Genomic DNA, 17,909 nt, shown 5'->3' on the forward strand with positions numbered 1-17,909 from the left:
TCCGCTGCAACGGAGCCGGGCCTCGGTCACTAGAACGGCGGAACAACAATTATTCGACCGTGACGCTTTTCGCCAGGTTGCGAGGTTGGTCAACGTCGCAACCGCGCAGGATGGCCACCTCGCGGGCGAGCAACTGCAGCGGGACGCTCGCCGTGATGGGGCTGAACACGTCGCGGACTGCCGGCACGCGGATGATGCAGTCGGCGATCTTGTTGATCTCCTCGTCGCCCTCAGTGGCAACGACGATGACCTTGGCGCCGCGCGCCTTGCACTCCATAAGGTTCGACACGGTCTTGTCGTAGGTGGCGCTCTTGGTGGCCACGGCGATGACAGGGAAGCCCGGATCGATCAGTGCGATGGGACCGTGCTTCATCTCGCCGGCGGCGTAGGCCTCGGCGTGCAGGTAGCTGACCTCTTTGAGCTTGAGCGCGCCCTCGTAGGAAATAGCGGCACCCATGCCGCGACCCACGAACAGCGCCGACTGCGCGTCCTTGCACAGCAGGGCGGCCTCATGCACGGCCTCGGTCTGGGTATCCAAAATCCACTGAATCTGCTCGGCCGTATCGGAAAGCTCGCGGAACAGCATGCGCGCCTGTTTGGTGGTCAGACGGTACTTAACCTGCGCCAACAGCAAAGCCAGCAGCGTCAGGCTCACGACCTGGCCGATGAAGCTCTTGGTCGAGGCGACCGCGATCTCCTTGTTGGCCTTGGTGTAGATGACGCCGTCGCTCTCACGCGCCACGGGGCTGCCCACCACGTTGGTGATGCCGAAGACCTTGGCACCCTTGATGCGCGCGTCGCGAATGGCGGCAAGGGTATCGGCCGTCTCGCCCGACTGGGACACGGCAACGACAAGCGTCGTCGGCGTAATGATGGGGTTGCGATAACGGAACTCGCTGGCCGCCTCCACCTCGGTGGGGATGCGAGCCCAGCCCTCAATGAGATTCTTGGCAATGAGGCCAGCGTGATAGCTGGTTCCGCAAGCGATCACGTAGACGCGGTCGATGTCGTTGAGTTCCTCGAGCGAAAGGCCCAGCTCGTCGATGTCGAGCTCGCCGGCCGGCGTCATACGACCGACCAGCGTGTCGCGCACGACGCGCGGCTGCTCGTGGATTTCCTTGAGCATAAAGTCGGGATAACCGCCCTTTTCTGCCATGTCCAGGTCCCAGTCGATGTGGGTGACCTTGGGCTCGATAACGTTGCCGGCCTCGTCGGTATACTCGACGCCTGCGGGCGTGAGTTTGGCAAACTGACCGTCCTCGAGCACCACGACATCGCGGGTGGCGTCGATGAGCGCGATGACGTCGGAGGCGACATAGGCGCCGGTCTCGCCCGCGCCGACCACGATCGGGGAATCCTTGCGGGCCACGGCGATCACGCCGGGCTCGTCAGCGCACACGGCGGCCAGACCATAGGCACCGACCACGTGGGTGCAAGCCTCGCGCACGGAAGCCATCAGGTCGTGCGTCTCGGCATAGGCCTCTTCGATCAGATGCGCGAAGACCTCGGTATCGGTCTCGCTCTTAAAGTGGTGGCCGCGGCCCTCCAGTTCTTCGCGCAGCTCAGCGAAGTTCTCGATGATGCCGTTGTGGACGATGGCGATGCGACCGTCGCAGCTGGTGTGGGGATGGGCGTTGACAACGGAAGGCTTGCCATGGGTAGCCCAGCGGGTATGGCCGATGCCGCAGGTAGCGTCGCTGTCGATGCTGGAAAGCTCGCTCTCCAGGCCCGCAACCTTGCCCACGCGGCGGATGACGTCGAGGTGAGCCGCGGCGCCCTCGCCCACCTCGAGCGCGACGCCCGAGGAGTCATAGCCGCGATACTCCATACGCTTGAGGCCCGTGACCAGGATGTTCTTTGCAATATCAGAGCCGGTGTAGCCGACGATTCCGCACATAGGATAAATCCCTTCGTTCGCGTGACTGCAAGACGTCCACGCACAGGGGGCGCTGAGACGTATAACGTTCGAGTATTGTACTCACGCAAGCGCAAGCTGATATACCAGAAGTGGTATCTCAACTTAGATACCACCCGATGCACACATGCCCAGCCGGTCCAAACCGCCACAATGGGGACAGGAACCTTTGTGGTGGTCGCGCTGGCAACGGCGTTTCCCCAGATAAAACCTGCCAAAATAAACCTGTCCCTTTTTGGTAGGTTTGGGATGCTACAATCTGGCTTGTACTTGAAACGCATCAAAGGGGCCGCTATGGCAAAGGTAAAAATCAGCGACGTCGCGCGCGAGGCCGGGGTTTCGCTGGGCACGGTTTCCAACGCGCTCAACCACCCCGAAAAGCTGCGCCCCGAGACCCTCAAACTCATCAACGAGACCATCAATCGCTTGGGCTACCTGCCCAACCAAAGCGCTCGCCAGCTGGCCGGCGGCACCACCAAGTCCTTTGGCCTGGTCCTCCCCCGTCTCGATCACGGCTTTTCGCTCCAGATTGCCAGCGGTGCCCACAACGAGGCACGCAAGCACGGCTATGACTTGCTCATCGCCAACGCCGACAACGACGACATTCTCGAAGACCATTACCTGCGCTACTTTATGGGCACTCAGATGTCCGGCGTCATGGTTCAGCCCATGGCATCCCCCGACCGGCACCCGGCCATGACTAAAATGCCCGTGCCGATCGTCCATCTGGACGTCCATTGTTCAGAACCCGGTTACTACGTGGCCGCCGACAACGAGGCACAGGGGCGCATTATCGCCGAGCTCGCCATCGCCCGCGGCGCACGCCATATTGTCGTTGTGGGTCGAGCAGCATTCATGCAGCTCACTCTGCGCGTCCTTGGCATCCACAAGGCACTTGCCCTGCATCCCGATATCAAAATTGAGGTCATCGACGCCGGCGAATGGAATACCGCAGCCGACGGCTACAGTATCGGTGCCCAGATTGCCGAGCGCCCTGCTGACGAGCGCCCCGATTTTGTCATCGGTCTGACCGACGTATTAGCCTCGGGCGTTATCTCGGCGCTGACCGACAAGGGCATCTCCGTCCCCGAGCAGGTCCGCGTGGCAGGCTGCGACGGCAATCCGCTCGCCTGGAGCGGGTCGGTCCCGCTGACCACAGTAGCGCCTCCGGGCTACGAGATTGGCCGCAAGGGCGTTCAGTTGCTGATGGAGCAGATCGAGAACAAGCCCGCCGCCAAGACCAAACGCGTCCGCGTCGGCTCTGCCGTACGCACCGTCACCGCGGTCACGGCCATCGAGGACATCAACCGCCAAGAGCTCGTGCGGCCGTTCTTGCTCGAGCGTGCCAGCACTCAGGCAAGCAGCCAGGCCGAAGCCACCGCCATCAACCTGGGTGCCTACCTGTAGCATCTTTCCCCAACAATCCAATCCATCGCCGAACAAAAAAGAGCCCGACAAGCAAACACTTGTCGGGCTCTTCCCTATCGTTTCAGCCGAAGTTAGAACAGCGGAACACAGCTAGCGGCAGACAACGTCCACGGGCACGTTCAGGATCTTGGCGACCTTGAGGATCGTGCCGGTCTGGCTGCCCAGGCAGGCTGCCATGTGGTGGGTCGGACCCGTCTCGTTCCAGCGGTCCATAAACTCACGGGCGCCGATCGAGAACTTCATGCGCATGTTGGTGTCACCGAAGGTAAAGATCGGGCCGTCGACGTTCTCGCCCTCGGCAACCACGAACTTGAAGTTGCCGTTACCGTCCTGCGTGATGCCCAGGAAGGTGATGGTGCCGTGGCCGGGATAGAACTGGGTGAGGTAGCCGCCGCCGGTCTTGCCATGAAACACGGGGACGACCTTGAGCGTCGGCTTCTTGGCGGTCGAGATATCGGCATCGCCAGAGCCGGAGTGGCCGATGATGACGATGTCCTCGGGAAAGTCGATGGAGTACATCTCGGAAAGCTGGCCGGTGCCAGAGATGGTCTTGAGGATGCTCATGGCAATGGCGACCTTCATATCGCCCTCGACCGCGCAGCTCGTGCCCTGCTTGATGAGCATGGAGAACGCCGGGATGAGCATGGAGTCGAGCACGCCGGCCTGGCCCTTGGCATAGCCGTCGTAGTGGCTGGCGACCAGACCGATCTCCTCGTCCTTGACCCACTGCTCAAAGGCGACGACATACTTGGCCATCTCCTGGATGGGCTCGTCGGTGACCTTGGCGCCGCCCTCAACGTCGAAGGTGTCGAGAATCTCGGCAGCCCTGGCGTCCACAGCAGCCTGGTCGTCGATGTTGTCGGCAATGGCCCACATCTTCTCCCAGTCAAACTGCTTGGTGTAGAGGCCCAGACGGTTGTAGAGGTTGGTCTTGTCGATGTAGAGGTCCATCATGCCCGGGTACGGACGGCCGATCTGGGCGATGTTGGTGCGGCGCAGGCGACGACGCACCTGGGCGGCACGGCACCACTGCTCGAGCTGCTCGGTCACAGCCGGGTCGCCGCCCTCGACGACGCCGGTCACGACGGCGTGACGCTTGCCGGCGCGGTTAAGATCGGCCACGACCTCGCCGGGGGCGCCGCAGGCGTACAGATCGCCCAGCCACGTGGGGATGTCGGTGTTGGCGTAGTCGGGCTGGGCCTTCTTCTGCACGTTGACCACGACGACGGGCACGTCCAGGTCGCGCACGACCGGCAGCACGTTGTAGCTCGTGGCATAGGTGAGCATCTGCAGGATAACCAGATCGACGTCCTCGGCGCGGAACTTGTCGCCGGCGACCTGGGCCTGCTCCTTGGTGGTCACCATACCGCCGTCGATAAGCTCGACAGTCGTGGGCAGCGTGGCCTTAAAGTCCTCGTACTGCTGCTCAAAATTGGGCACGAGCTGCGGGAACTGTGGAAGATAGGCACCGAGGGCGATAGAGAAAACGCCAACCTTGGCCTTGGTGTTAACGAGCATGATTTCCTCCCATGGGAAAAGTTGATGATTGCAAGCAAGCGGGCGCGGCTGTTATCAGATCAGCAGCGATATAACGGCGGTTTCCACGAGCTCCCCAGCAACCGGAACCGCCGTTTTTCCTACCTACTAGTCAACAAATGCCTCGTTGATCTTGATACCGAAGTCGCGGCAGGTGTCCTTGAGGCCCTTGTCGCTAATCTTGTTGAGGAAGTCGTCCGAACCACCGTTGGCAGCACGCGCGGCCAGGTAGATCTCGGCGGCCTTCTCGACGGTGTGAGCCAGGCCAAAGGTCGTGTCAAAGTCGGGACCGGCGGCGAACAGGCCGTGGTGAGCCCAGACGATGGTGTCGTAGGTCTTCATGAGCTCGGAGCTCGCCTCGGCGATGGCCGGGCCACCCGGGACCATCCAGGGCACAACGCCCACACCGGTCGGGAAGACGACGACGCACTCGGTCATCATCTGCCACAGGATACGGGTGAAGGCACGGTCCTCCAGCGGCACCACGAAGGACATCTCGATGATGCCGGGGGTGTGAGCGTGGTAAATCACGCGGTCGGCGCCATCGGTACGGGCGGCGGCGACGCAGTGGTTCATGTAGTGGCTCTCGAACTCACTGGTCGGACGGGCGCCGTTGGCAAGGCCCCACACAATGCGGAAGGCGTCGCCGGTCTCGTTGATCTCGACGATGCCGATGTTGGCATACGGATCCTCCAGAACATTACGCATGTACTTGCCCGAGCCGCTGCTCACAAAGTACTGGCTGGCAAGATTCTCGCCGCGCACGCCCATCTTGACCCACTCGCGAGGCTCCTCAAAGAACGGCTTGGCCTCGGCGACCTCATCGTCGGTCATACGGTAGGTGAGGTTGCCGCCGTTGCGCTCATGCCAGCCCTGCTTAAAGCCATCATCGCACAAGCGGCAGAAGCCCTTGATAAACGCCAGATCTTCCATTGCCATTGTTTGTCTCCTCTCCGGGACCCGCAGGTCCAATTGAAAAACTTAGGTAAGCCGATTGACGGCGGCGCGGAGCATGGTTCGTGTAGGGCCTCCGCGCCGCATGTCATCGGAGAGAGCCGCTCGCGCCCGGCAGGAGTCGTTTGCCGCACGCGGGGCTGGGGGTAGGTGAAAGGTGAGTCGGGGCAGGCCCCGCCCTCGTTTAGGCCTGGGCGCCCTTGGGGTCGATGCGCTTGACATCGAAGGAGCGGGCAACGCAAGCGCGGGCATCGGCTAGGTCGGCAAAATCGCCGCCGGCGATCATCTGCACGATAAAGTTGCCGATGCAGGTGCCCTCGATGGGACCGGCGAACACGGGGAGCCCGCAGGTGTCGGCCGTCATCTGGTTGAGGTAGTAATCCTGGCAGCCGCCACCCACGATGTTGATGCTCGTGTAGTCGTGGCCCGAAAGCTCACGCAGGCCCTCGATGGCCTTGGCATACGAGCGGGACAGGCTGCAGTAGTTGGCGCGCATGATCTCGCCCACGGTGTGTGGGATCGGCTCGCCGCCCTCGGCGCAGGCCTGCTTGATCTCCTGGATCATGGAATCGGGGGCCAGGAAACGGTCGTCGTCGACATCGACATACGCCTCGAAGGGCTCGGCCTCGCGACAGAGCGTACGGAGCTCGTCAAAGCCAACCTTATGATCCATGAGGGCCTTATGCGAGGTCTTGCCCTCGACATAGTCGACGCCGTTGATCTCGCGGCGGACGGACTGGTTCATCCACAGGCCCATGATGTTCTTGAGGAAACGGTAGCGCTTGAGGTATCCGCCCTCGTTGGTAAAGTTCTGCTTGCGGGCGAGCTCGTTGGTGATGGCGTGCTGGTTCTCAACGCCCAGCAGACTCCATGTGCCGCTCGAGACATAGACGGCGTTGTCATCCTTGGCGGGAACGGCCAGGAAGGCAGAGCCGGTGTCGTGCGTGGCAGGCAGCACAACGGTCGCAGAGTAGCCGATCTTCTCGGAGATGTCCGCCGTGAGCTCACCGAGCACAACGCCGGGCGTGGTCGGCTCCAGGAAGATGCCCTGGGGAATACCAAAACGCGAAAGAATCTCGGTGTCCCACGTGCACTTCTCGGCATCGAGCATGCCAGTAGTGCTCGCGTTGGTGTACTCGTTGGCCTTAATGCCGGTCAGACGCCAGTTAAGATAGTCCGGAATCATCAGGAAGGTGCGAGCCGCCTCGAGCTGCTCGGGATGCTCGTTTTTAAGGGCGAGCAGCTGATAGAGCGTGTTGAAAGGCTGACGCTGAATGCCGGTACGGGCATAGACCTCGGCCGGATCCATAATTTGGTCGGCAACTTCGTAGATGCCGTCCGTGCGGGCATCGCGGTAGGCAACCGTATCGCCGACGATCTTGTTGTGCTCGTCGAGCAGCACAAAATCAACGCCCCAGGTATCGATTCCAATGGTGACCGGGGCCTGTCCGGTCTGATCCTTAACGGCGCGCAGGCCTGCGACAACATGGTCAAACAGAGCCTCAACGTCCCAGCAGTCGTGGCCGTCTACGCGCTTCTGCTCGTTATCGAAGCGGTAGACCTCCTGATAGGACATCTTGCCATCCTCGACCCAGCCAGCAAGAACGCGACCGCTCGAGGCACCGATATCGACCGCTGCGTAATGCTTGGACTCGATGCAACTCTCCATGTGCTCTCCCCTTTTTGAAGCGATTCATTTATAATTTTCATTATTATTTGAACCGTTTCAATTTCAATATGAGTCATTTTTAGTCCGGCGAGCGGTTGTTTTTAGTCGGTTAACGGTAGTTTTTGGGTTAAACCTCTTCCAAAGAGAAAGATGCGGCCAGCCGAGCTAAGCGGATGGCCGCATCTTTAAAATGCTATTGAAATGGCTCGGGTGCAAACGCTAGCGCACGGCCTTGACCGCCGCCGTCAGGTCGAACAGCGTATCGAGCACGACCTCGCAGCCATCCACCACGTCCTGCGGCAGCGGCACGATGTCGGGAACGGCAAAGACGTGGCAGCCGGCCGTGATGCCCGAGACGCAGCCGTTGCGGGAATCCTCGACCACGGCGCACTCCTCGGGGGCAAAGCCCGCGCGCTCGCAGGCGAGCAGATACATCTCGGGGTCGGGCTTGCCGTGCACGACGTCCTCGCCACACGTTACCGTTTCAAACTTGTCAAAAAGACCGACCATCTTAAGGTTGCGCTCGGCCGTAACGAGGCGCGACGACGTCGCTAGACCCACGTGATAGCCCGCAGCCAGCAGCTCGTCCAGGCACTCGGCGGCGCCGGCCTTAAGCTCCAGCTCGGTCTTGACCATCTCGTCGCGAATCTCCTTGTGGCGATGATAGATCGCCACAGCGGTTTCTCTACTGCCGTAATGTGCCTCAAGGATGTCCATGACATCGGGCAGCGTACGACCGATAAACTGATGAATCAGCGTATCATCAATCGCGACACCCAGCTCAGCAGCGGGCGCTTTCCATGCCTTGATGCCCAGACGCTCGGTATCGACCAGCGTTCCGTCCATGTCAAAAATAACAGCCTTGATCATATCGGTCCCCTCACCGGATTGCATTACTGCCACTCTACCGCACTTTACAAACTTGTATATAACGTATATAGCATATTGCACTTTCGTTACATAGGTAGAAATCTTATGACAAGCAGCCCGGTAGGATTATAGTTTTCGACCGAGTACTCAATGGCAAGGATCGTTTCATGTTTTCAGACACCACCGCACCTGCAGAGGAGCTTCAGGACAAACTCGCAGCGCTCGAGCAGCTGCTTTTGGCATATGGACGCGTCGCCATCGGCTTTTCCGGCGGCGTCGACAGCAGCTTTTTGGCTGCGGTCTGCGCCCGTATCATGCCTGCCGACACGCTTCTCGTCCACCTCACCACGCCGCTCATCGGCACACCCGAGCAGGCTTCGTTTGAGCGGTCCGTTGACGGACAAACCGATGAGGGGCCGCATTTTAAGCTCCCCGTGCTCAATCTTTCGGTCGACCAGCTGCAACTTCCCCAGGTAGCCTGCAACGATGCTGACCGCTGCTACCACTGCAAGCGCGCCGGCTTCACCGCCATCGTCAACCACGCCAAGTCGCTAGGCTTTCCCACCGTCATCGATGGCAGCAATGCAAGCGATCGCGGTGACTACCGCCCCGGCATGCGTGCGGCACAAGAGCTCGGTGTACGCTCACCCCTTATGGAGGTCGGCTTTACCAAGGACGAAGAGCGCGAGCTGCTGCGCGCATGGGGCTATCCCGTCTGGAACCTGCCGGCAGGCGCCTGCTTGGCCACGCGCATTCCCACGGGCGAGGAGCTTACGCGCGAGAAGGTCGATTTAATCCGCGCCTGCGAGGATTATCTGCACGATCTTGACCTGGCGCAGGTCCGCGCACGCCTGGTCGGCGGCTGCATGCATATCGAAGCCGCCCCGGCAGATGTCGCCAAGATCGCCGCCCTCGGCGGTACCGTGGTCAACGACGAGGGAAAGACCCCGCTGCCCGCCGCCATCGAGTCCGCGCTGCGCAACCTAGGCTGCGGACACATCTCCCCCGAGGTCGCCCCCTACATCCACGGCAACATGAACCTGTAGGTTGCGCCGTTTTACAAACGGCGCAACTGCTCGGCGCTGCGCGGGCTCCGAGCACGGCAATCTGACGTTCAACTTCACGGGCGCGACCAAAAGATCAGCGCCCGCTTTTTTCACGTCACCTTACCGCGCCCGGAGCCCGCTCGCTCGCATATGCTCAACCTGGACTGCGTTAACCGACCTGTCAATAAGGGACAGGTTTATTTTGGCAGGTCTTATCAGGGGAAACGCAAACAGGGCCGCGACGCCATGAAGTGTCGCGGCCCTGTTCTATTTATGCCAGCACGTACTGATACGTATCTCCCATGGGGACAAAGGTAACCGGCAGACCTGCGCCAGCGTCCCCGAGCGCGGCGGGCAGCCATTTCGCCATATACTCCATGCCCGGCTCCTCGCCATTAAAGTGACCCATATGGATGGCGCATTTTCCCTGACCGAGCATTGCGGCGTCGCGGATGTACTCGCTCACCGTAAAGTCGATAAACTCCATGGTCAAAATGCAATCGATGCCTTCGGAGTCGATATGGGCAATCTCGTCGTTATCTCGCCCCATGATGTGCATTGGAATCTCGACATTGCGAACGAGCGCGTCACCGTCGCCGATCAAGCGCGTTCCGTTTAATCCAAGCTTGTGTACGAGCGCCTGCGCAAGATCGCGGGCCGGCGTTGGCTCAATGCGGTACCTCATGAATGTCTCGTCTACCGCGGAGACAAGCCAATCCATCTTGACCGCAAATCCGTAAAAGATGCCGTCGACCATCGAACCGTCCGAGGCGAGCGGCACACCAGAGTGGATATAGTCATGGCAACGCCAGACCGCGCCACCCCATTCGTCAAGCAAAGCGCACTTTGCCTCAAAGGTCTTGTTCCCCGCAACCACTTCACGGCGGTCTCCGTGGTTCCAGAACAGCGCCTCGTGAGGAACAATCAGGTTAGCGCCAAGCTCCTTGGCACGACGAATCACCTCCGCCGTAGCCCAAATGCATGTAACGATTCCGGTACATTGCTGATCGATGTCGCCGTATAGCACCTGATCGCGCGTCGTCGCAAGCTCGATGGGCTTGCCGGTAAAAGCATCGATGCCGCTGCAATAGTCCTGGATAGATTGAATTGCCTCGCTGATAAGCATATGTAACAACAATCCCTTCGACATAATATGCAGGGCGGCAGCAAACATACCGCCCTGCGAAATCATCTATAGAAGGCACTTTTTGAGCTGAACCACCTATATGCGACCGCTTTTCTAGCGCTCGGAAATTGGGCCGTTCTCAAGCTCATCCTCGCTAAAGCCAAAGAACCAGGCAACAGCAAAGCTTACGATAAAGCCAGCCGCCGAAGCGATAGCGGCACAGATCAGGTTCTCGTTGCCGCCGCCGACAAACGTCATAATATTAAGCACGTTGGAAGCAGCACCAGCAAGATAGGCATTCACATGCAAAGCGAGCGCCGCGGCACCGGCGACAAACGAACCCGCCATGCAGGCAACGAACAGCTTACGATAGCGGAACAGCATGCCATAGATGAACGGCTCACCGACGCCTCCAATGAGCTGGGCGACAAGATAGCCGGCACATTGGCTCTTTTCCTCCTTGTTACGGAGCTTGAGCCATGACGCAATCTCCACTCCATAGGCAGCCCACAGCGCAACCGTAGGGGCGACCAGAATAAAGCTGTCAGAGCCCGTCGACATGAAGTTTGCAATGGCAATCATAATGACCGCGACATGCATGCCCGTAATGACCATGGGCAACCAAATTGCTGCAAGCAAGCCGCCACCAATAATCGCCACGATACCTCCCTCGGCACCGAGGAACTCAAAGACAACCGCCAAACCGTTACCGCACCAAGAACCAAGAGGAGCAAGCAGGCAAAGCGCAAAGGGGACAGTCAGGGCAAGCGTGCAAAGCGGCGTAAAGACCGTGGTGAGCGAATCGGGCATGTGCTTGCGCAAGAACTTCTCGAACACGGACATCAACGCAACCGTGAGCAGAATGGGAATAACCGTCTGCGCATAGTTTGCAGGCACGCAAGGGATGCCATAAACGCTAAAGGCTTTTCCCTCGGCTGCCATTTGCATAAACGTCGGTTCGATAAGCACACCGCCCATAAAAGCGCCGTACATGGGCGTGGCGCCAATGCTCTTGGCAGCCGTAAAGCCCAAGAAGATCGGAATGAAATAGAACGTCACGTTGTAGAGCATATTGAGCAGGACATAAAGATCGCTCGTATCCGCAATGAGATTGAGCATCGTTGGCCCGAGTACGACGGCAACGGTTTTGAACATGCCCGACGCGAGCAGCAATGGAATCATCGGAACCATGGAGCCCGAGAGGTAGTTAAGAATCGCATTGCCAACGGCTGCCGGGGTAAGCGGTGTTTTGACTCCACTTGCGTCGAGGTTCTCGTCGATGCTCTCCTGCTTGGCCAACCCGCTCATCTTGATGAGCTCGTCATATACCTTAGGCACGTTTTGCCCAATAATCACCTGGAACTGCCCGCCAGATATTTGAGCGCCGATGACGCCGTTAATTTTTTTAACAGCGTTAATGTCGGGCAACTCCATATCCTTAAGGTTAAAACGCAGACGCGTCATGCAGTGGGCTGCAAAGGTGATGTTGTCTTTGCCACCCAGCGCCTCGAGCACATCGGCTGCGATCTTCTTATTGTCAGCCATATCATTTTCCCTTTCGAACGATCCGGTTCCTCCCTCGCTGCGCGCGCGAGGAGACAAAGCGGACGGTGGCCCGTCGCCCGCACGGAAGTATTCGATTGTTGAGGGAAACGGCGTAAAGACAAAAGCTCCAAAACGAGACATCGACAGGTCGCCCTGTCTTTACGTCACGCTTCGGAAGCTCAGCTCTCGAATAACACCTTATGTCGCGCTAAGGGTATCAGCTTCACCATGCGAACGGCGGCCTCATGATGCCCAAAAGTCTGCGAACGGTACGCTTTCTTTGATGAACGGCATAGAAAGCGCCTATTTGTCGGCTGGCACCTCGCCCGTTACGTTGCCGGCATAGACCCGATTGACATGGAGCATGAGATACACCTTCTCCTCGGGCACGATGGAGGCATGATACGTTTCCTCGATAACATCTGCCATTTTGTCAACACAAGCCGCTATAGCCGGATGCTCCTCACAGAGAGGACGATAGAGCGCCGCATTATCGGTATTAAGCGGCTCCCCGGTGCGGACGCGCTCTAACAAGTAGCGTACATGAGTGTCATAGCGTGCATAGTCAAAAGCGTCGCGGTCAACGGCGATAGCAAGATCTTTCTCGATGATCGCTACGAGCTTTTCGATCAGGCGTTCCTCGCGGCGGACGTCGTTTGACTTCGCCTTACTAGAACTTGCCATAACGCTGTTAACGATGCAGAGTGCGATGCCCGCCCTCTCCCCGCGTGGCATAGATATACCGAATTCGCGCTCTATGCCAGCATGGGCAAGCATCGCGATCTTAAATTCAATGGGATATTGCTGTTGAACGTCACAAGAAAGCGGCATCTGAACATACATGTGCTCACGGCAGCGCTTGATGGCAAAACTAATGTGGTCGGCGAGCGTAAAAGGAAGGTTCGCCGACAGCTCGCGCGAAATGTTGGTGCGCGCGACATCGGCAATCTGCGCACTAAACTCCATTACCTTGGGATCGATCTCGTTAAGAAGTGGCAGATAGCGCGCATCAACGTTGTAAAACGTGCGCTCAATCTGCGCAAGCGAAACCTCATCGGGGCCGTCAGGAAAACCAATGCCTTTCCCCAGTGCCACAAGCTCGGTTCCCTTATCGTTGACAAGCAAGGCGGCATTGTGATTAATGCGCTTAACGACCCTCATGATGCCTCCGAAAATAGGCGCAGCCGAAGGGCAAGCGCAATGAATTCTAGTTAAGATGGTTCGCCTCGATTATTCCACGCAACGTCACGCGAAACAAGCAAACCCGAGCCCCCGCAACCTACTAAAAAAGGACAGGTTTATTTTGGCAGATTTTTATCGGGGAAAACGCGAAGAGGGGCACGCCATATCACCGTTGTGGGCAGAGCGGCATTCATGCAGCTCGCTCTGCGCATACCTGGCATCCACAAGACCCTCGCCCCGTATCCCGATATTAAAATTGAGTTCATTGGCACCGGAGAGTAAAATACCGCATCCGACGGCTACGGCATCGGCAGCCAGATTGCCGAGCGCGTCAGCACCCGGGCAAGCAGCCACGCCAAAGCTACCGTCATCGACCTCGGCACATACCTTTAGCACACGGCCTTGACCGCCGCCGTCAGATCGAACAGCGTGTCGAGCACGACCTCGCAGCCATCCACCACGTCCTGCGGCAGCGGCACGATGTCGGGAACGGCAAAGACGTGGCAGCCGGCCGTGATGCCCGAGACGCAGCCGTTGCGGGAATCCTCGACCACGGCGCACTCCTCGGGGGCAAAGCCCGCGCGCTCGCAGGCGAGCAGATACATCTCGGGGTCGGGCTTGCCGCATGCGACGTCCTCGCCAAAGGTCACCGTTTCAAACTTGTCAAAGAGGCCGACCGTCTTAAGGTTGCGTTCGGCCGCAACGCGGCGCGACGACGTCGCAAGGCCCACGTGATAGCCCGCGGCCAGCAGCTCGTCCAGGCACTCGGCGGCGCCGGCCTTAAGCTCCAGGTCGGTCTTGGCCATCTCGCTGTGTAGCTCAACGTTGCGGGCAAAAATCGCGTCGGCGGTTTCGCCCTTGCCGTAATGCGCCTCAAGGATGCCCTTAACATCGGCATTCGAACGGCCGATAAACTGATGAATCAACGCATCATCAATCTCAATTCCCAGCTCAGCAGCGCCCACCTTCCATGCCCTCATGTCCAAACGCTCGGTATCGACCGGCGTTCCGTCCATGTCAAAAATGACAGCCTTGATCATATCGGTCCCTTCATCGGCTTGCACGGCCTTCGTTACCGTCACTCTACCGCGCTTTACAGCTTGTATATAACGTATATATCATATTTGGCTTTCGTTACATGAATCAATAGCCTGTCAAAAAGGGACAGGTTTATTTTGACAGGTTTTATCTAGGGAAACGCCGGATAGCCCCACATTCACAACCGCCGCAGCTCCATATGAGGCAAATGAACCGGCGGCATTTGTCCCAAATCTTGAGTATTTGTTCGGCGGAGCGGCCTCAGCCGGCTCCTGCTAGACTGGTAGATTCGCAGCCGAACAACCAGGAGCCCCCATGTCGCGCAAGTCCGCCTACAAGCAAGTACTTTCCATCGGCACCGCCGTGGTGCTGGGATTTGCGCTGTTTACGGGATCGCTCGACGGGGCGCCCAAGCTGCTGTCGCCGCAAAGCGATGAGCAGGCGGCGGCCCTGGCCGAGAAGCAAAGCGAGAGCCCCAACCGCACCGACGACGAAGCGGGCTTGGTCGCCCGGCTCGAATCGGGAACAGCGAGCTCCGAGGACTCCGAAGGCGGCCAAAGCACCGGCGATGGCTCCGAATCCACCACAACCGGCACCGGCGACGACACTTCCGCAGATAGCACTGCCATCCCCATTGATGAAGTCGAAAATCCCGATCAAGACCGCGCGCGCGGCGTATACCTCACCAGCATTCCCGACTACGCCGGTAACCCCTACGTCGCCCTTCGCGCCGATGGTACGCACTCGCTCGGCACGCCGTCGTTCACGCTCGATGAATACGAGCGCGCCACCGAAGAAGGCTGCTTTAAGAAGTTCTCTAAACTCGACAGCCTGGGCCGTACCCGCAAAGCACTCGCCTGCATAGGACCCGAATCGCTCGGTCAGGGCAAGCGCGGCGATATCTCGCGTATCCACCCCGCCGGATGGCACCAGCAGCGCTACGACTTTATTCCAGGCCAGAGCCTCTATAACCGCTGCCACCTTATCGCTTGGTCGCTCTGCGGCGAAAACGCCAACCGCAAAAATCTCCTGACCGGCACGCGTTATCTCAACGAAACGGGCATGCTGCCCTTTGAGGAGCAGATCCTCGACTACATCCGCGACACGGGCAACCATGTGCTCTACCGCGTCACGCCCATGTACAACGAAGAGGAACTTCTCTGCCGCGGCGTGCGCCTTGAGGCCCAATCGGTCGAGGATCACGGCAAGACGCTGTGTTTCCACGTGTACTGTTATAACCTGCAACCGCATGTGCAGATTGACTACGCCACCGGCCGCAATCAGGCCTCAGGGGACTAGCCCTACCCACGACAAGAACCGATTTGCAATCCCCTAGGGATCAAAAAGGGCCGCTCCGGATCACCCAGAGCGGCCCTTGCATCAACATGCGTGGCGCAGGCAAAACCACACGTTACTTGGCGCGGCCCTCCTCATAGCGCTCGACCAGCTTGGCCTGAACGTCATAAGGCACCTGCTCATAGCCTGCGGGCTCCATGGTAAAGTCGCCCGTGCCGCGCGTAATAGAGCGCAGGCGCGTCGAGTAATCCGTCAGCTCGGCCAACGGGGCCTGGGCAATGACCACGGTATCGCCGCGCTCGTCGGTCTCCATGCCTGTCACGCGACCGCGCGAGGCCGAGATGTCGCCCATCACGGCGCCGGCATAGCTCTCGGGGATTGTCACCGTGATTTTCTCGATGGGCTCCAGCACCACCGGGTCGGCATCGGCGCACGCCTTGCGCAGGCCGATGCGGGCCGCCGCGCGGAACGCCATCTCGTTGGAGTCGACGCTGTGATACGAGCCGTCGTACACAGCCACGCGAATGCCCGTAAGCGGGTAGCCGGCAATGATGCCGTCCTTCATGGTCTCCTGAACGCCCTTGTCCACGGCGGGGATCAGCGAGCGCGGAATACGGCCGCCCACGACCTCGTCCACAAACTCATAGCCGTCGCTCGTACCGTCGGCGGCAATCATCGGCTCCACGCGCAGCCAGCAGTCACCATACTGACCGGCACCACCAGTCTGCTTCTTATGACGACCCTGGGCACTTGCCGTGCGGCGGATGGTCTCGCGATACGGAATACGGATCGGCACGCTCTTGGCAGCGACCTTGGTGCGGTCCTCCAGGCGATTGAGCAGGACCGAAACCTGTGCCTCGCCCACCGCCGAGATAATGGTCTGGCCGGTCTCCTCGTCGCGGTCGATGCTCATGGTTGGATCGGCCTTGCAGGCCTTCTCGATAAACGTGTAGAGCTTCTCCTCGTCGCCGCGATTCTCGGCCTCGATGGCGATGCGGTACTGCGAGTTGGGGAACTTAAACGCCGCCGCCTCGACCTTACCGGTAATGGAGAGCGTATCGCCCGTCTCGGCCGCCAGCTTGGGCGCCACAATAATGTCGCCGGCATAGGCGTGACCGACCTCGGTCATGTCGCGGCCGCACATCACATACAGGTGAGCCAGGCGATCGCTCTTGCGGGTACGCGCGTTGATCAGCTCAAGGCCCGGCTCAAGCGTACCCGTCAGTACTTTGATAAAGCTGATGCGACCCTGCTGCGGATCGGCCAGCGTCTTAAACACAAACGCCACCGGACGATCATCGTCACTCGAGATCTTAAGCGAATCGCCGTCGATAAGCGGCATCTCGCCGTAGTCGGTCGGCGCCGGGAAGTACGTGGCAATGTCGTCCATCAGCGAGTTGACGCCCTGCTCCTTAATGCAATCGCCCGCAAAGACCGGCACAAAGATGCGCTCGGCGATCGCCTTCGACAGCAGGCCTTCAAGCTCCTCCTGCGTCAGCGTCTCCTCGCCTTCCAGGTACTTCATCATCAGCTCATCGTCGGCCTCGGCCACCAACTCGCACAGATGGTCATGGGCTTCCTCGGCCTGGGCACGATACTCCTCGGGAATCTCCGACTCAACGGCCTCGGCGCCGTTGCAGTGGCGCGCCTTCATGCGCACCAGGTCGATGATGCCGTCAAAGTCCTCGCCCTCGCCCCAGGGAAGAGTCACGGCGCCCAGGCGCGTACCAAAGCGCTCCTGCAGCAGGTCCATTGTGGTCGCAAAGCTGGCCTCGGAGCGCGACAGGCGGTTTACGAACACCGCACGCGCCAGGCGCAGGTCCTCGGCGGCATACCAGAGCTTAACCGTCGTAGGCTGCGGGCCGGCCTCGGCGTCGACCACAAACAGAGCCGTCTCGCAGACGCTCATCGCGGCAAAGGCGTCGCCGATAAAATCGGGGTAGCACGGGGCATCGAGCACATTGATGCGCGCGCCCTTCCAGTCGATCGGCGCAATGGTCGTCGAGATGGAAAATGCACGCTTGACCTCTTCGGGGTCATAGTCGAGCGTGGGCCTGGTGCCGTCGTGGCCGCCCAGGCGGGCGGTCTTGCCGGAAAGGTGGAGCATGGCCTCGGCGAGTGAAGTCTTGCCCACCCCGCCTTGGCCTACGAGCACCACGTTCCTTACGTTACCGGTCTTGGGAGCACCCATGATGACCTCCTTGCAGGGCCGCGCGCAATGCGCGACGCCAACGGGGAGAGTTCGCGGTCGGTGCCGTCCCGGGAGCAGCATGGTCGGCAGCCGAGCCGACTCACCCTCCAAAT

At 59.7% G+C, this 17,909-nt stretch carries 14 protein-coding genes; 3 read left to right on the forward strand and 11 right to left on the reverse strand.

What is annotated here, in order from left to right:
- Positions 1-49: 49 nt before the first annotated feature.
- Positions 50-1,897, reverse strand: a complete 1,848-nt coding sequence (gene glmS, locus DXD77_RS08280; RefSeq protein ID WP_117648388.1) for a glutamine--fructose-6-phosphate transaminase (isomerizing) — start codon at positions 1,895-1,897, stop codon at positions 50-52.
- A gap of 312 nt (positions 1,898-2,209) precedes the next feature.
- On the opposite strand from glmS, the gene DXD77_RS08285 reads away from it, so the two are divergent.
- Positions 2,210-3,322 (forward strand): LacI family DNA-binding transcriptional regulator, encoded by a 1,113-nt coding sequence (locus DXD77_RS08285; protein ID WP_233506776.1) that lies wholly within the window; start codon positions 2,210-2,212, stop codon positions 3,320-3,322.
- A 111-nt stretch (positions 3,323-3,433) separates the two neighbouring features.
- On the opposite strand, the gene DXD77_RS08290 is transcribed toward DXD77_RS08285, so the two are convergent.
- The 4 genes from DXD77_RS08290 to DXD77_RS08305 all read right to left on the reverse strand — a co-directional run bounded on the left by DXD77_RS08290 (position 3,434) and on the right by DXD77_RS08305 (position 8,372).
- Positions 3,434-4,861, reverse strand: a complete 1,428-nt coding sequence (locus tag DXD77_RS08290) for an arabinose isomerase (protein ID WP_117648390.1) — start codon at positions 4,859-4,861, stop codon at positions 3,434-3,436.
- Between the two features lie 126 nt (positions 4,862-4,987).
- On the reverse strand, positions 4,988-5,818 hold the full coding sequence (rhaD, locus tag DXD77_RS08295) for a rhamnulose-1-phosphate aldolase (protein WP_117648391.1): 831 nt from the start codon (positions 5,816-5,818) through the stop codon (positions 4,988-4,990).
- Positions 5,819-6,017: 199 nt separating this feature from the next.
- Positions 6,018-7,502 carry a rhamnulokinase family protein gene (locus DXD77_RS08300; RefSeq protein WP_117648392.1) on the reverse strand — a complete coding sequence of 495 codons (1,485 nt, stop codon included), beginning with the start codon at positions 7,500-7,502 and terminating at the stop codon, positions 6,018-6,020.
- Between the two features lie 219 nt (positions 7,503-7,721).
- Entirely contained in the window at positions 7,722-8,372 is a 651-nt protein-coding gene (locus DXD77_RS08305; protein ID WP_158549118.1) for an HAD family phosphatase, read from the reverse strand.
- Positions 8,373-8,539: 167 nt separating this feature from the next.
- Here DXD77_RS08305 and DXD77_RS08310 point away from each other — a divergent pair, with 167 nt between their 5' ends.
- The gene (locus DXD77_RS08310) at positions 8,540-9,418 is read left to right on the forward strand and encodes an ATP-dependent sacrificial sulfur transferase LarE (protein ID WP_117648394.1); all 879 of its coding nucleotides are present in this window, start codon (positions 8,540-8,542) and stop codon (positions 9,416-9,418) included.
- Between the two features lie 271 nt (positions 9,419-9,689).
- Here DXD77_RS08310 and DXD77_RS08315 read toward each other — a convergent pair whose 3' ends face one another.
- From DXD77_RS08315 to DXD77_RS08335, 5 genes are all read right to left on the reverse strand, one after another.
- Positions 9,690-10,544 carry a Nif3-like dinuclear metal center hexameric protein gene (locus DXD77_RS08315; RefSeq protein WP_117648408.1) on the reverse strand — a complete coding sequence of 285 codons (855 nt, stop codon included), beginning with the start codon at positions 10,542-10,544 and terminating at the stop codon, positions 9,690-9,692.
- A 114-nt stretch (positions 10,545-10,658) separates the two neighbouring features.
- Complete coding sequence (locus DXD77_RS08320) at positions 10,659-12,089, reverse strand: PTS transporter subunit EIIC (protein ID WP_158549120.1); 1,431 nt, start codon at positions 12,087-12,089, stop codon at positions 10,659-10,661.
- A 303-nt stretch (positions 12,090-12,392) separates the two neighbouring features.
- A complete protein-coding gene (locus DXD77_RS08325) occupies positions 12,393-13,250 on the reverse strand; it encodes a PRD domain-containing protein (protein ID WP_117648396.1) in 858 nt (285 codons plus the stop codon).
- Between the two features lie 153 nt (positions 13,251-13,403).
- Complete coding sequence (locus tag DXD77_RS10420; RefSeq protein WP_158549119.1) at positions 13,404-13,667, reverse strand: hypothetical protein; 264 nt, start codon at positions 13,665-13,667, stop codon at positions 13,404-13,406.
- Positions 13,661-14,311: an HAD family phosphatase gene (locus DXD77_RS08335; RefSeq protein ID WP_117648397.1), complete on the reverse strand. Its 651-nt coding sequence runs from the start codon at positions 14,309-14,311 to the stop codon at positions 13,661-13,663. The genes DXD77_RS10420 and DXD77_RS08335 overlap by 7 nt, the downstream gene beginning before the upstream one ends.
- Before the next feature lie 313 nt (positions 14,312-14,624).
- Here DXD77_RS08335 and DXD77_RS08340 point away from each other — a divergent pair, with 313 nt between their 5' ends.
- Complete coding sequence (locus tag DXD77_RS08340) at positions 14,625-15,608, forward strand: DNA/RNA non-specific endonuclease (protein ID WP_117648398.1); 984 nt, start codon at positions 14,625-14,627, stop codon at positions 15,606-15,608.
- A gap of 112 nt (positions 15,609-15,720) precedes the next feature.
- Here the strand turns inward: DXD77_RS08340 and DXD77_RS08345 are convergent, their stop codons facing one another.
- Entirely contained in the window at positions 15,721-17,796 is a 2,076-nt protein-coding gene (locus DXD77_RS08345; protein WP_117648399.1) for a translation factor GTPase family protein, read from the reverse strand.
- Positions 17,797-17,909: the final 113 nt, after the last annotated feature.

This window comes from Collinsella sp. TM09-10AT (assembly GCF_003436275.1).
Classification (GTDB): domain Bacteria; phylum Actinomycetota; class Coriobacteriia; order Coriobacteriales; family Coriobacteriaceae; genus Collinsella.